This window comes from Trichocoleus sp. AS-A1, from assembly GCF_039962015.1.
Classification (GTDB): domain Bacteria; phylum Cyanobacteriota; class Cyanobacteriia; order Cyanobacteriales; family FACHB-T130; genus FACHB-T130.
Map to the genome: position 1 here is coordinate 306255 of NZ_JAMPKG010000001.1, position 13707 is coordinate 319961.

The window sequence follows — 13707 nt, forward strand, 5'->3', positions numbered from 1 at the left end:
TATAGCGGTTTTCATTCAAGTGCAATAGACACACTCGGAACCTCACCCCCAGCCCCTCTCAGTGAACGGAGAGGGGAGAATATTGAACTTCTCTGGGTAAATGGGGAAGAGCTGGGTGGGGTTAAACCGTACTGCATCCAATCGGTATTTCTCCCTCTAATTGATGGGAGCTAGGGGAATCTGACCGAATTTGCTTGACTCGATTCCCCCAACCCCCGATAAATTAGGAGCTAAGAAATAGTGGTACATGGCGTTTCAATCATGTATCAACACAGCCCGATTTTTTATTTACTGAAATAAGCTGCCGATTTATCAGGAAAATGTATAACAAGTAGCCTGAGTCTAAATACATCTAGCTCAGGCATGATTTTATTCAATATAGCTTTGTGTTTCACTAGCTGACGGTTATAGCCAACTATTTTGACCCTCGCGATCGCGTAAAAGCGGATGCCGCAATGATTCGGCTGTTCGCGCCCACACAAACGGAGGATAAATGACAATTTCTAAAACTGCAAGCGGTAAAACTGCTTCCCAATCTACGATAGAAAAACGCTTGCAGATAGAGCATCTACTCAGCGCCACGGCACAGTTACAAAATCAAGAAATTGACGGAACTGATGTTGTTAAGGGTTTAAGTGAGACTCCCAAATCTCTGACGCCGCGCTATTTCTACGATGACAAAGGCTCCCAACTATTTGAGCAAATTTGTGAGTTACCTGAATATTATCTAACGCGCACAGAAACAGCTATTTTACAAAAGTGCGCGGGTGAAATTGCTCAGTTGACGGGGGAAAGTGAACTGGTAGAACTGGGAAGCGGTAGCTCAACAAAAACCCGGATTCTGCTAGATGCCTACCAAGAAATCGGCTACCCACTGCGCTATCTGCCAATTGACGTGAGTGCTGGCATTTTAGAAAGTAGTGCCAGGGAATTGCTAGTTGATTATCCCTCCCTCCAGGTTCACGCTTTAGCCAGCACTTATGAATTGGCATTGACACGACTGGCACCGACGCAATTGCCTAGTCGAACGATCTGTTTTTTGGGTAGCACCTTGGGTAATTTAAATCCCCAAGAATGCGATCGCTTCTTCACCCAAATTGCCGAGGCTCTGGAAGTGGGTGAGTATTTCTTACTCGGAATAGACCGGCAAAAACCAAAACATTTGTTGGATGCAGCCTATAACGATAGCCAAGGCGTGACCGCGGCGTTTAATCTGAATATCCTACACCACCTGAATCGCCGTTTTGATGGCAATTTTGACCCTTCTCAGTTTGAACACTGGGCGTTTTATAACGAATCCGAGCATCAAATTGAGATGCATCTGCGGAGTTTGCGATCGCAAACTGTCACACTTAACGACCTCAATTTAACGATTGAATTTGAAAGCGGCGAGACTATCCTGACGGAAATTTCCCGCAAATTTAACCTCGACGCTATGCAACAGGAACTTCAAACAAGAGGCTTAAAAACACTCCAAATTTGGAGCGATCCGAATCAGTGGTTTGGCTTATTACTTTGTCAACTACAACCGCCTACCAGTTGACAGCAGGACAGTGGAAGCCCTCCCCTAACCCCTCCTCGTCAACGGAGAAGGGAACATGAATTGAGGGCAGAGAGATTTTTATAGGTTAGGAAACGCCAGCAAACCTAACACCTGCATGGTTGACAAAGAAAGCTAACACATCCTACAAATAATTAATCCCGCTTATTTCATCACCAACATCATTGCTCGCTTGTCTAAAAGTTATGAGCAAGCAATTCAGATCCCCAACTTCGATAGAGAAGTCGGGGATCTTGTCTTCACGAATCATTTAGGGTCGCTAGAGAAAAGTTTATTGACCTCTTCTCGATCTGGCTTCTCTACTCCTAGAAATATCCTGACGGACTCGATCGATCGACCAACCATCTGCTAAACGTCTTTTATACGTTCTCAGTCCTTCACGATCGGCATTACGACCTAGCTCATTTTGATAAAGTCGGTTAATCGCTTGTTCTGCTTCTGAACTGTCAGCAATGTCACGACGGACTTTCTCCAGTGACCAACCGGATTCTACCCGTTGTCTATACATCCTCAGTCCTTCACGATCGGCATTACGACCTAACACATTTCGATAAATTCTATTAATGTTATTGGAGACGTTTGACCGATTGCGGCGATAGTCATAACTGCCATCCCGGCGATCGCGTCGATAGTCATAATCGTCGTTACGGCGATCGCGTCGATAGTCATAATCGTCATTCCGGCGATCGCGTCGATAGTCATAATCGTCGTTACGGCGATCGCGTCGATAGTCATCATCTCGGTCATAATCGTCTTGCCTTGACGACTCTCCTCGATCCCAACAAATCCCCAAAAAACAGGTTTGCTCCCTCCGTCCTCTGTCAGGCTCAGCAGCCGCAGGATTTGCTGATAGGACGACTGGAGCAATTATCAGTGCAGATAATACAGTAACCGTAGCAGCAGACTTGAGAGAGCGTGCTGTGGTGTGCATTCCAATTTTCATAATTTTCCCCTCAAGGAAATTTAAAAGTCAGAGAATATTTTTCTTTGTGGCATATATTCGCTCTATTTTCCGGGTCTCAACTTCCTACGATGGAATAACCCAATTGGGTGAGATCGGTTAAATTTCGCCAGAGAAATTTTCCTCGAAACAAGCCAAGGTCGAGTTCAGAGAACCGCCTTAAGACAACTGGAAAATCTCTGGCATAGCGATCGCGCGGATACCGGATTAAGCTAGATAAATAAATACGATCGCAAATCGTCTAATTTTGTTCCCGCTGCTAACCCTAAAATTGGGAAAAGGCGAGCTTTTCAACTGGACAAGGAACGACAGCCAGATGAGAGCGATCGCATCCGGTTAGCAGATAGTAATCCTTAAGCGGTTAAATGCCAACGGTTTAGATACCCGATTTCTCTCTCGAAGTCGGGTATCTCTCATTCAGAAATCATTTAGGATTGCTAGATAAAGGCAGACCCAATGAAACAGCAAAAAATAACGACCGATTTTGTGTAGAACTTTTACTTCTTAAAGCTTTATCAGTTCAGTATTATCTATTCCTCTGACTGGAGAAAATCTCAATGCCGAAAGCCAGCATTTGTGTTAATGCCAAAACACCCGAACAAGAGTTAGTTAAGGAATGGATTAAGAAGTGGAAAGGCAAGATCCGATATTTGTCCAATAACGAAGGGTGCGGCTGCTGTATTGACCTGTATCAGGTAGATGCTCCAGCCGAAGTACTGAATGAACTACCCGCAAAAGTCTTTGCCTCTAGTGAATGGTCAAATTGGTCGCCAAAGTCGCGAACAACTCGCTAACAGGCGCTACCAAAGACCGGCTTATGGTAGTAGATGACCCTAATCATTAGTGCAATCGTCGATTTTTAATTCCTACTACTTGGTAGCGAATAGACCAATGGAGATAAGGAATAATTTTCTTTTTCAAAAGTCAATAATTTCAGAGAGAGTCGCAGTAATTACGATTAAAAAAGGTACTGAATAATCAAGATTTACATTCAGAAGCTAAAATTCATTAACCAGCGCCAGCCGTCCCCGACGAACCGCATAAAGCATTCGGTTCAGCAAAAGTTGTTCATCTTCGCTGAGAGAATTTTCAAGCAGTGCTGTTCTGAGTACGCAACGGTCTGTAATTGTTATCTGACCTGATTCAGCAACTTTGGCAGATAAGTCAATGATTGCAGACGGTAAAAGACAGGCTTGAGAAAAAATCGAAGAATTCATGGTTAAGATTGCTGCTATTTGATACTCAGGTTATTGGTTCAAAACAGCACCTAACTCAATCTATAGCTAGAGATTTAATATGATTTAGATTACAGCTCAAGATAGAAGTTTAGTATTTGCACAAAACTTTGAATCACCCCTTTTGACCAGGAATCGAGTTTTTTGCTACTGAAGAAACTGAAGAAGTGAGAGCAAACGAACACTTTGCTAAATTTGTCAAGGATTTTGTCTTGTGAGTTGAGCGATCGCGCCTGTCGGAAATTGAAACAGTCAAGATTCTCCACCCACAAAACTCCACTTACTTCGCTAACTCCGTATTAAACTCATTCACGAGTCGCCGCTTCAGCTCCACCGATTCTGAGCGAGGTAACAAGTTAAACACTTCACGGAAAACATCGTCTACTTTCTCAAACGCCACCGTACCCTTTTGGTTGAGGACAACTTCGCCCTTCTGGTTTAGCAAGACTGTTTGGGGGACGAGGCCTTCGTAGTAGTAGCCCGGTTCCGTAGGTGTAAAGTTGGATTGTACTGGAATCGAATCTACGTCGATGGGGATGAAATCAGCGGCTCGACCATAAAAAGCTTGAAGCTGCGAAACGACGATTGCGTGTTGCTTGCAATCGCTGCTGTCGTCCACGTAGAACACCAACAATGCCGGTTTACCTCCTTTAAGAGAATCTGCCAATGCCACTCGCGGGGGAACCAGCGAGGCATTGCCGCCATAGAGGAGAAAAACATTCCCGTCAAAGTTGTCGTCGTTGATACCCGCTAAAGCTGATGGCGTCCCCAGCAGGCAGCTGAAAGAAACAACCAGTGTCAAGAGGCAACTCAAAAAAAACTGCCGCCAGGAACGGCGAGAAGCTGTCAGAATCCTGATTTGAAATTGTTGCAAGCGAAGAATCATACCAAAGTTGCTGTAGAAACCTTTTTTCTTTCAGTAGTCCTTAAATCGTCTTTGCGTTCACCCGTTATGGCTCCCGATTCTCTATGAAGTTCCCTGTTTTTCCAGTCACCCTACTAGGATTATCCCTGTTAGCCGGTAGCTTAGTCCTTACTTCCTTATCGTTTGTCTCCGAAAGTGTCCGAGCTGCGGTTAGTCCACGCTCGATAGAAGTCAAAGAAACGAACGGTACGGTAACAACTCAAGGAAAGCCAGTGAAAGTTGGCGATCGCTTGCAGGCATCCGGTAGTCTCAGCACCAACTTCGACGCCAGTGCTGTTTTGGCGATGGAAGATGGCATCGGTACGGTTCAGGTTTCCGAAAACACCAACGTGCAAGTCAAGACTTTAAAGACAAGTAAGGATGGTAGCAAACAAACGCGCCTTTATATGGATAAGGGACAGGTCAGCGCCAAAGTGCGAGCTTTTACTAACCCTAACTCTAGCTTTGAAGTGGAGACGCCTGGGGGCGTTGCTGGGACGAGAGGCACAGAATTTGGCGTCACCGTCGGTTCCAATGGGAAAACTGGGCTTTCAACTATCCGAGGCAAAGTAGCCTTTAGTGCGCGAGGGAAAACTGTGTTGGTAGAGCCGGGGTATTCTGCTTTAATTGTTCCGGGACAGGCTCCAACGATTCCCAAGGTGACAACGGGTGACACGAGACTGAAATTACAGGTTCTATCGGTGACAGGCGATGGTCAAGTTAGAGTCACTGGAACGGTAGACCCAATCAATTTAGTGTTAGTGAATAATCAGATTGTGGATACGGGAGGCGAGGGACAACTCGATACGGTGGTGCCAATCCCGTCTAATCGGCAGATGAGATTAGTCGTGCGGAATCCCTTGGGCAATCAACAAGTTTATGAATTGGAAATTCCGAATAGTGCGGGGACATCGGAGAATCCTGTGAATCAATAATTTTTATCGGATAGCCTTTTCCTCTCCTTTTTAGTCGGAAAAGACGAGGCAGCAACCCACGAATTCGCGTTCTCAATCTGAGCTTGGGAACGCGAATCAATTGGCAAAATCCTCCGCACGAGTGAGGTGAAAATTCTCAAGGGCATGAGTTACTGGAGAAGTCGTCAAAGAACTTGAAAGCGCCAATACTGTGACGCGATCGCATCAGGACATACGCGATCGCGTTTTGTCTGAGTGCAGATTATAGCGGTTCTCATTCTTAGTGCATATATATCGGAACCTCACCCCTAACCCCTCGACCTACACCCAGAGGGGGGAAGATTGAACCCCTCGTTGCAAAGAGGGGGAAGATTGAACCCCTCCTCGTTCGCGGCAAAGGGCAGGGGTGGGGTTAAATCGTACTGCATCCAAGAACAGAGAATTGCTATAAATTCAGTATTCCATCAGGGGCATTTACCATCCGGTGAGCGTGCGGAACGCTTGGGAAAAGTCCGTATGTTTCCAGGCAAGCAATCGCGATGGTTGATGTTTTTGATGGAATCAACGTGTTAATCAAAAATTGGTTTAAAAAAAATCAGCGTTTTATTTCTAGCAGTCAATCAATCGTTCCGGGCGCAATGGTCGGTTTATTGTCTGTCGGGTTATGGCAGATAGGGGCATGGCAACCCCTGGAACGGCTTGTATACAGTGCGCTGTTTCAAGCTCGTAGCGCCAGTATCTTACCGCAGACGAATTGGGATCGTCGGGTCGCGGTGATTGCGATTGACGATGCGAGTTTAAAGAAATACGGGAAATTTCCTTGGTCGCGCGATCGCTATGCCCAATTGTTGCAGAAGCTAGAACCAGCCTCTCCAGCAGTCATTGGTTTCGATGTGTTGTTCGTCGATCCAGGCCAAGGGGATGAGAAATTTGCCAAAGCGATCGCTAAATCTGGCAATGTCATCTTGGCAACGGCTTGGGACAATCGCGGGCAACCTCTGGAAGTATTACCCAAATTAAAAAAAGCGGCACTTGGGGAAGGTCAAATTTGGCACAATCCCGACGCAGACGGCATTAGCCGACAGGCAGCCCTCTTTTTTGGCACCAAACCCGCTCTCGGTTTAGCAATGCTGCTAGAGGCACCAGAGGCGGTATCCCTGCCTCATCTGGCTGAGGTTCAGAGGCGTAAAGATGTCTGGATTAACTGGCCTGGGCCAACCCAAAATGTCTCCACCTATTCTTATGCCTCAATCATGGAAGGCAAAGTTGACGCGAAAGCCTTCGCCAACAAGTTTGTTTTAGTCGGTGTCACGGCAACCGCTATCGATCGCTTGCGATCGCCTTACAATCAAAATCCCCCGACCGCTGGAGTTTATCTTCATGCTGCGTTAATTGATAACTTGCTGAACGGCAAGCTGCTGCACACGCTGCCTAAAACGGCAGTGATGCTCATTTTGTTGGGGATTGCCCCGATTACCAGCTGGCTGTTGTTAAAACAGGGAGTCTGGGGGCGAATGGCGATCGCTATTTTGTTACCGAGTGGTTGGGTAATCTTTGCCCTGAGTGCCTTCATCGACGATGGCTGGTGGTTGCCCATCGTCGCACCTGTGGGAACCGCGATCGCTGCTGGGATCGGCGTTCAGCTGCGAGAACAATATGAAAAGCAACAACTGATGAGTTTGTTTGCCAAGCACGTTGCGCCAGAAATGGCTGACCTCATTTGGCACCGGAAAGACGAAATCTTCCACAAAGGGAAGCTGCAAGCCCAAGAAATGATGGTCACGGTTTTATTTGCCGATATCCGGGGGTTTACCAGTATTTCCGAGAAACTACCGCCGGGGGAATTAATCGAGTGGCTGAACCTGTTCCTAGACGCCATGACAGATTGCATCATGGATCGTGGCGGTGTGATCGACAAATATATTGGGGATGCAATTATGGCGGTTTTCGGGATTCCGTTTTCGCACACCACGCCGGAAGAAATTCAACAGGACGCCCTAAATGCGATCGCGGCAGGAATTGCGATGCAGGAACGACTCAAAAAGCTCAACCAGCGCTTCCACAACGCTAACAAGCCTACGATTGAGATAGGGATTGGCATTCACACAGGGCCAGTGGTTGCCGGAAGTGTGGGAGGTTCCCGACGCCTGAATTATTCAGTCTTGGGGGATACCGTCAATGTTGCCGCCAGACTGGAACCGATGAATAAAGAAGTAAAAATTCACAACCCCTACCAAATGATTGTCAGTGGCAGTACATTTGCTTATGCAAGCGATCGCTATCACGGGCCTGCTGTCCGCGCCATTCAACTGCGGGGACGAGAACAGGCAACAATTATTTACTGCATCCAGGGAGAGAAGGTCAACTTAGCAGATCCAGCGGAAGCGATCGCACCCCCACTGAATATTTCAGCCTAAAGCGGCACACCCAGCGTGAAATTTCTTTTAACTTCACCGTTTGAAGAGGATTTGTGCATCTACTCGCGATTAGCAGATATCTTGATTAAACCCACTTTTACACAACCAATCGCTGACAACAAACTAACAGCTAATTTTCAAACTTTTCCTAAAGTCAGTAAATTGATTATATTAGCTGCGGTGAGTTGGATTATTTGGAATTTGCAAGCGTCAAGCGTGCAGGCATCGCCCTGTTCCGAGCTGCTGAATATATCGCAAAGACCCGGTTTTAATACTCGTCAGGAAGGGAATTTAATCGTTCTGGGACGCCTGCCTAAATATCACTATGTGGTCGTGGTTCCCTCCGGAAGTGAAGCCACGCTGGAACAAGTGCGTCAGTGCGTACCCGATGCATTGATCGCCAAGTCAAATTTAGGAAATTACATTTTAGCGGGGTCATTTCCCGACCAATCCAGTGCGAAAAGTATCTATTACGCATTGCGATCGCTGAAACTAGATGCACGAATTATATACGTTCGATAGCGATCCCCAGTAACCTTCCCTACTTTCTGCTCTATTGATTGGGTGTGACGCCTTGAGCCAGCTTCACCATCGAGCCAGAGGCATTAGTGCGATAAATCCAGCGGCGTTGCCCATTCCCTACCGTGACTTGCCAGCCAGGAACTTGCATCTCGGTGCAAAGCACCTCCAAGTTATTAATATCTAAGCAGTCATCAGACCAAGTTTGCGGTTGAGTTTGGACAATGTTTAGCGCCGACTTTGGCAACCCTGAATGTTGAGACACGTCCTGCAAAACCGCATTCTGAACCGATGTTAATAAACTAACCCCAGAACGAGGATTTGAAATAGTAACTTTGCGATTGGGGAGCGTTAGTGTAGCGGTCAAAGATAAAATGCCCGTCAACACCAAAGCCTGAACAATTAGACTTAGCTGGCTAGCCTTTTGAGCGATAGTTTCTGTGGGAGAGGCAGGGGTAGTAACTTCTTCCATAGCAAACATTGACAGGGGTGCTGTTATTACAAAGGGCATTAATTGTATTGGTAGAATATGCACCCAGATGCTTAGAATTTCCGGAAAAAGTTAAAGGTTCCGGCAAATTAAGTATGAATTGACTTGCAGATTGCTTTTCCCTAATTCTTGAAGCGAGCCTTCTCGTTAATGCTGTGAATCTCCTTTTGGAGATGCCACCTTTCGGAACGCTAACTCGTTTAGAGTTGCTACGAAAAGTGCTAATGCGTACTGGTTCATAGGAGTTCAGACACTAACACCCTGCAAATAAGTTCCCTAATTAATCTTTTTTTAGTAGAACTACGGTGCCCGATCCCTAATACTAATGTGCGCCCTCTAGGTGCCTAAATGAAACCCAGAAACTACTGAATTGTTAGCAATTTTGTATAAAGATTTACTGATTTCAGTCCCGCTTGATTATTTATCAAGTGGACTGAGTATGGGGAAAATAATCTTGTCAAAAAAACAGAAGTATGCATTTCCTCCCTAGAAGGTAGATGATTCCTCTACCTGCCCGCCTTGGCGCAGCCCGATAGCAATTTTGCTATGCTTTTCAATTTGGCTCATCACCTGCTTGGCGCGTTGAATCACGGGTGCGGGTAAACCTGCTAGCCGCCCTGCTTCGATGCCATAGGAACGGTCAGCGCCTCCCGGTTGCACCTGATGCAAAAAGATAATCTGGTCGGGTAACTCCTTCACCGTCACCTGGTAATTTGCCACATTCGGCAAAATTGAGGCAAGTTCGTTCAATTCGTGGTAATGAGTGGCAAAAATCGTCCGCGAGCGAATTTCACTGGCAAGATACTCCGCCACCGCCCAAGCAATCGAAAGACCATCAAACGTAGCCGTCCCCCGACCAATCTCATCTAAGAGTACCAGAGACTTCGCCGTTGCGTGATTGAGAATATTTGCTGTCTCGTTCATCTCCACCATAAAAGTAGATTGACCCGTCGCCAAATCATCTACCGCACCGACACGAGTAAAAACGCGATCGCATATTCCCAAAGTCGCCGCCCTAGCTGGCACAAAACTACCAATTTGTGCCATCAACTGAATTAACCCCACCTGCCGCAAATAGCAACTCTTCCCACTCGCATTCGGACCCGTCAAAATAATTAAATCCGGTCTTTCTTCTACCCCCCTGATTCCCCCCGCAAGCGGGGTGAGGTTCTCCCTCTCCGCTTGCGGGGAGGGCTGGGGTGGGGTTAACTCCCCCCTCCCCAACCCAGTCGAATTCGGCACAAAAAACCCAGGTGGCAAAGACTGCTCAACCACCGGATGACGCCCATCAATAATCCGAATTTCCCGACCTTCCACCATCTGAGGGCAGGAATAACCCTGATAAACCGCCACCTCAGCCAAACCACACAACACATCAGCCGCCGCCACCGCACGAGAAATCGTGCGAATTTGTTCTGCGTATTGCCCCACCTCTTCTCTTAAAGAAGTGAAAATCTCATATTCCAGGCGATTTAAGTCATCCCGCGCCGTCAAAATCCGCGCTTCTCTCTCCTTCAACTCCGGAGTAATATAGCGTTCCTCATTCGTCAGCGTTTGCTTGCGGATGTAGTTATCCGGAACTTGGTCAGCTTTAGTGCGAGAGATGCTGATGTAGTAGCCGAATGTCTTATTAAAGCCCACCTTCAGCGTCGAAATCCCGGTTCGCGCCTTCTCCGTCACCTCCAAATTCGCCACCCATTGCTGATCCTCTTGGGCAAGACTTCGCATTTCATCCAACTGAACATTCACATTGGGGCGAATCAAACCGCCTTCCTTGATATGGATGGGAGGCGCGTCTACCAAATGGGCGCTGAGTCTCTTTGCCAGTTGTTCCAATTCCGGCGGCACCTTCTGCAAAGCTCTCATAAACGGAGAGTAAGCATCCGCCACCAGTTCCGCTAATTCCGGCAATTTTGCCAGAGAATCCGCTAAAGCAACTAAATCCTTCGCATTCGCCGTGCCGGAACCAGCGCGACCCGTTAGCCGTTCTAAATCGTAAATTTGCCGCAACAATTGGCGCAAATCTTGCCGCAAGAAGCTATTTTCGACTAATTCTTGAATCGTATCTTGCCGCGCTGCAATGCCTTTGATATCCAGTAGCGGTTGCAGCAACCACCGCCGCAAGGCACGTCCCCCCATCGCTGTGCTAGTTCTATCCAACGCCCAAAGCAGGGAACCGTGAAAGGTGCCATCCCGCACCGTTTGCGTAATTTCTAGATTGCGGCGGGTTTGGTGGTCAAGAATTAGATAATCGCTGAGGGTGTAGGTGCGGAGGAACTGGAGAGGAACGAGGTTTTCTTTCTGGGTGTCTTCTAAATATTCCAGCAAACCACCCGCAGCGCGGACAGCCAGGGGGAGGTGTTCGCAACCGAGTCCTTCCAGACTTCGCACTTTAAACCGCTGCAATAATCGATGTCTCGATTCACCCGCAGTAAAAGGAGTTTGCGATCGCAACGCATAACAGAAAGATGGCGGCAAACAACTCGGTAAATGCTCGGAAGTCTCCCCCGGTCGCAGCAAACTGCCCAAATCTGGCGCATTTGTTGGCACCAAAACTTCAGAAGGCTGCAAACGCATCAATTCTTGCGTCAAATGCTCTAATTCGCTCGATTGGGTTGTGAGAAATTCCCCAGTAGAAATATCTGCATAAGCTAAACCCCAATGATTCCCGGCAATCACCACCGCCGCCAGGTAATTATTGCGACGCGCATTCAGCATCCCTTCTTCCAGCAACGTACCGGGGGTGAGAATCCGCGTCACTTCCCGCTTCACCAGCTTTCCAGGGTCAGTATCGGCAGAGTCTTCTACTTGGTCGCAGATTACAACTGCATACCCCTTCTCCACCAGTTGAGTCGTGTAGCGTTCCCAAGCATGGTGCGGCACTCCCGTCATCGGCACCCGACCAATTTCTCCGGCTTGCTTGCTGGTGAGGACAAGTTCTAATTCTCTCGATACAGCGATCGCATCCTGAAAAAAGGTTTCAAAGAAGTCTCCCACCCGGTACAGCAGCAGCGCATGAGGATACTTATCCTTCACTTCTACATAATGGTGGTACATCTTACTCAGCTTGCTGCGATCCACCAGTCGAGAGTCAGCGTTACGGATTTTGGGTTCGGTCGGGGTAGATGCCGAGTCAGGAACGTTCATGGAAAGTCAGTGCTACGCCAAGGTCTTTAATGACTTTACCGCAGGTATCTCTTGCCGTTGTTTGCAGTTTGTTAACCTGAAATCTTGTCCCGAACGTCTTCACCCACCAAGGGATGTAGCGGCGCAATTAATGGTGTCTCCACACAAGGAAGTTGACGAGATGCTAAAAATCCTTTCTATTGGTGCGTAATTTCGCGAAATTCTTTCAAAAAGCGTCGAAATAGAGGATGATTTGCCGAATCATATTCATAAGGATGAATACTTGCTAATGGCTTCAATTCCATCATCGTCGCAGCCAGGAAAGCACCCTCAAAATTCCCTAATTCCTCCGGTCGCACATCCCGTTCAACCACTTCAAGTCCTAATTCCCCTGCAATATCAAGCAGTGTAGCGCGGGTGATACCAGGGAAAATATTCGGAGTCAGTGCAGGCGTAATTACTCTATCCTCTTGCAGAAGAAAAAGATTAGCCACTGCCGCTTCAGTAATTCTGCCTTGTTGGTCAAGCAAAATAGCATCATTAAATCCAGCCACTTCCGCCGCACGACGAGCTAAATAACTATTTACATATGTTCCACAGAGTTTCCACGCCACTGGAATTGCGTTACCAGAAACCCGTTCATAAGGGGAGATGTGGCAAGTCAAAGATTTATCAACATCGCGAGGAATCGTCACTGCCAAGATGGTCACATCGACCGGCATTGTATCGTTAAAGTTCAGTTGAGGCACCGAACGATAAACAATCGGTCGGATATAGTAATTTGTTGCCGGAACTGCCTCTAAAAGTGCCAAAAGACCTGCTTTCAGGTCTTCGTTCGACCAAGAAAAACCCAAACCAATATGTGTAGAACCATTGCGAAGGCGGTCTAAATGTGCATCTAAGCGATGAATGTAATAGCGATCGCGATTCCAATAAGCCATGATCCCATCAAAAACGCCGATCCCTAAATGCAGAGAATGGCTAGCAATAGAAGGCGCAGCATTTTCCCGTTCAACTAACTTTCCGTTATGCCAAACTATCGGCGTTGATTCAAGAAACATTTGTTATTCTTGCCTTCTCAAGTTTGACTTCTCCTACGCCTAGGCACTGGCGCTGGCGTAGTTGACTGGTATGCCTTTAGCCCTTTATCACCCGTTAGAATATCCACTTCAAAACCCATTTTGTCATAGTATTCAGCCACTGTCTTGATGGTGGCGTCGCCGATAGAAATCTTTTGCGTTGCTAGAGCGGGCCATTCCGAAGCTAACTTTTTTAATCCTTCTGCTTCCCAAAGAACCGATTGGTCAGTAAAAGCAGCCCAAGGTGATTTTTCATCTGCTGCTTCTGTCATGATTTTTGCTAAAGCTTGGGCTGTTTCATAGCGTCTGGAGCCAGCTTGAGCAATGTGATTACCTGTTTCCAGAATTGTTGCTAAAGGAAGTACCAATGTTGTACTTTTACTCCTTTCTTCTTCTATTAGCCTATCAACACGCTCAAAATTCCACTGATTAGGAGCCGCTCCACAAGTTTCCATTTTAGGGATTTTCAACCAAACGCAAAGGATCGATGTATCGATGATT

General features: G+C 47.0%; 13 protein-coding genes. 6 read left to right on the forward strand and 7 right to left on the reverse strand.

Annotation, left to right across the window (positions count from 1 at the left end):
* Window positions 1-493 precede the first annotated feature (493 nt).
* Entirely contained in the window at window positions 494-1543 is a 1050-nt protein-coding gene (gene egtD, locus NC994_RS01440) for an L-histidine N(alpha)-methyltransferase (RefSeq protein ID WP_190436451.1), read from the forward strand.
* 289 nt (window positions 1544-1832) lie between these two features.
* On the opposite strand, the gene NC994_RS01445 is transcribed toward egtD, so the two are convergent.
* Window positions 1833-2504: a DUF4214 domain-containing protein gene (locus NC994_RS01445; RefSeq protein WP_190436457.1), complete on the reverse strand. Its 672-nt coding sequence runs from the start codon at window positions 2502-2504 to the stop codon at window positions 1833-1835.
* A 575-nt stretch (window positions 2505-3079) separates the two neighbouring features.
* On the opposite strand from NC994_RS01445, the gene NC994_RS01450 reads away from it, so the two are divergent.
* Window positions 3080-3316 (forward strand): hypothetical protein, encoded by a 237-nt coding sequence (locus NC994_RS01450; RefSeq protein WP_190411381.1) that lies wholly within the window; start codon window positions 3080-3082, stop codon window positions 3314-3316.
* 204 nt (window positions 3317-3520) lie between these two features.
* On the opposite strand, the gene NC994_RS01455 is transcribed toward NC994_RS01450, so the two are convergent.
* Both NC994_RS01455 and NC994_RS01460 read right to left on the reverse strand, forming a co-directional pair.
* A complete protein-coding gene (locus NC994_RS01455) occupies window positions 3521-3739 on the reverse strand; it encodes a hypothetical protein (protein ID WP_190411380.1) in 219 nt (72 codons plus the stop codon).
* 298 nt (window positions 3740-4037) lie between these two features.
* Window positions 4038-4643 (reverse strand): thylakoid membrane photosystem I accumulation factor, encoded by a 606-nt coding sequence (locus NC994_RS01460; RefSeq protein ID WP_190411379.1) that lies wholly within the window; start codon window positions 4641-4643, stop codon window positions 4038-4040.
* A gap of 83 nt (window positions 4644-4726) precedes the next feature.
* On the opposite strand from NC994_RS01460, the gene NC994_RS01465 reads away from it, so the two are divergent.
* The 3 genes from NC994_RS01465 to NC994_RS01475 all read left to right on the forward strand — a co-directional run bounded on the left by NC994_RS01465 (window position 4727) and on the right by NC994_RS01475 (window position 8514).
* The gene (locus tag NC994_RS01465) at window positions 4727-5596 is read left to right on the forward strand and encodes a FecR family protein (protein WP_190436462.1); all 870 of its coding nucleotides are present in this window, start codon (window positions 4727-4729) and stop codon (window positions 5594-5596) included.
* A gap of 518 nt (window positions 5597-6114) precedes the next feature.
* Window positions 6115-7992 carry an adenylate/guanylate cyclase domain-containing protein gene (locus NC994_RS01470; protein ID WP_199299644.1) on the forward strand — a complete coding sequence of 626 codons (1878 nt, stop codon included), beginning with the start codon at window positions 6115-6117 and terminating at the stop codon, window positions 7990-7992.
* A gap of 15 nt (window positions 7993-8007) precedes the next feature.
* Window positions 8008-8514 (forward strand): hypothetical protein, encoded by a 507-nt coding sequence (locus NC994_RS01475; protein WP_190436465.1) that lies wholly within the window; start codon window positions 8008-8010, stop codon window positions 8512-8514.
* Window positions 8515-8545: 31 nt separating this feature from the next.
* Here NC994_RS01475 and NC994_RS01480 read toward each other — a convergent pair whose 3' ends face one another.
* Both NC994_RS01480 and mutS read right to left on the reverse strand, forming a co-directional pair.
* The gene (locus tag NC994_RS01480) at window positions 8546-9022 is read right to left on the reverse strand and encodes a hypothetical protein (protein WP_190436468.1); all 477 of its coding nucleotides are present in this window, start codon (window positions 9020-9022) and stop codon (window positions 8546-8548) included.
* A gap of 465 nt (window positions 9023-9487) precedes the next feature.
* A complete protein-coding gene (gene mutS, locus NC994_RS01485; RefSeq protein WP_190436471.1) occupies window positions 9488-12148 on the reverse strand; it encodes a DNA mismatch repair protein MutS in 2661 nt (886 codons plus the stop codon).
* Here mutS and NC994_RS01490 point away from each other — a divergent pair.
* Window positions 12147-12338 carry a hypothetical protein gene (locus NC994_RS01490; protein ID WP_190436474.1) on the forward strand — a complete coding sequence of 64 codons (192 nt, stop codon included), beginning with the start codon at window positions 12147-12149 and terminating at the stop codon, window positions 12336-12338. The two genes, mutS and NC994_RS01490, sit on opposite strands and share 2 nt — an antisense overlap.
* Here the strand turns inward: NC994_RS01490 and NC994_RS01495 are convergent.
* Entirely contained in the window at window positions 12325-13188 is an 864-nt protein-coding gene (locus tag NC994_RS01495; RefSeq protein WP_190436477.1) for an aminotransferase class IV, read from the reverse strand. The two genes, NC994_RS01490 and NC994_RS01495, sit on opposite strands and share 14 nt — an antisense overlap.
* 17 nt (window positions 13189-13205) lie before the next feature.
* On the reverse strand, window positions 13206-13661 hold the full coding sequence (locus NC994_RS01500) for a hypothetical protein (protein WP_242032545.1): 456 nt from the start codon (window positions 13659-13661) through the stop codon (window positions 13206-13208).
* Window positions 13662-13707 lie beyond the last annotated feature (46 nt).

Excerpts from the sequence above, each read along its gene's own strand:
- NC994_RS01460 (WP_190411379.1), bottom strand. The coding sequence starts at position 4,643 with ATGATTCTTCGCTTGCAACAATTTCAAATCAGGATTCTGACAGCTTCT.
- egtD (WP_190436451.1), top strand. The coding sequence starts at position 494 with ATGACAATTTCTAAAACTGCAAGCGGTAAAACTGCTTCCCAATCTACG.
- NC994_RS01490 (WP_190436474.1), top strand. The coding sequence starts at position 12,147 with ATGGAAAGTCAGTGCTACGCCAAGGTCTTTAATGACTTTACCGCAGGT.
- NC994_RS01445 (WP_190436457.1), bottom strand. The coding sequence starts at position 2,504 with ATGAAAATTGGAATGCACACCACAGCACGCTCTCTCAAGTCTGCTGCT.
- mutS (WP_190436471.1), bottom strand. The coding sequence starts at position 12,148 with ATGAACGTTCCTGACTCGGCATCTACCCCGACCGAACCCAAAATCCGT.
- NC994_RS01470 (WP_199299644.1), top strand. The coding sequence starts at position 6,115 with ATGGTTGATGTTTTTGATGGAATCAACGTGTTAATCAAAAATTGGTTT.
- NC994_RS01495 (WP_190436477.1), bottom strand. The coding sequence starts at position 13,188 with ATGTTTCTTGAATCAACGCCGATAGTTTGGCATAACGGAAAGTTAGTT.
- NC994_RS01455 (WP_190411380.1), bottom strand. The coding sequence starts at position 3,739 with ATGAATTCTTCGATTTTTTCTCAAGCCTGTCTTTTACCGTCTGCAATC.
- NC994_RS01480 (WP_190436468.1), bottom strand. The coding sequence starts at position 9,022 with ATGCCCTTTGTAATAACAGCACCCCTGTCAATGTTTGCTATGGAAGAA.
- NC994_RS01450 (WP_190411381.1), top strand. The coding sequence starts at position 3,080 with ATGCCGAAAGCCAGCATTTGTGTTAATGCCAAAACACCCGAACAAGAG.
- NC994_RS01465 (WP_190436462.1), top strand. The coding sequence starts at position 4,727 with ATGAAGTTCCCTGTTTTTCCAGTCACCCTACTAGGATTATCCCTGTTA.
- NC994_RS01500 (WP_242032545.1), bottom strand. The coding sequence starts at position 13,661 with ATGGAAACTTGTGGAGCGGCTCCTAATCAGTGGAATTTTGAGCGTGTT.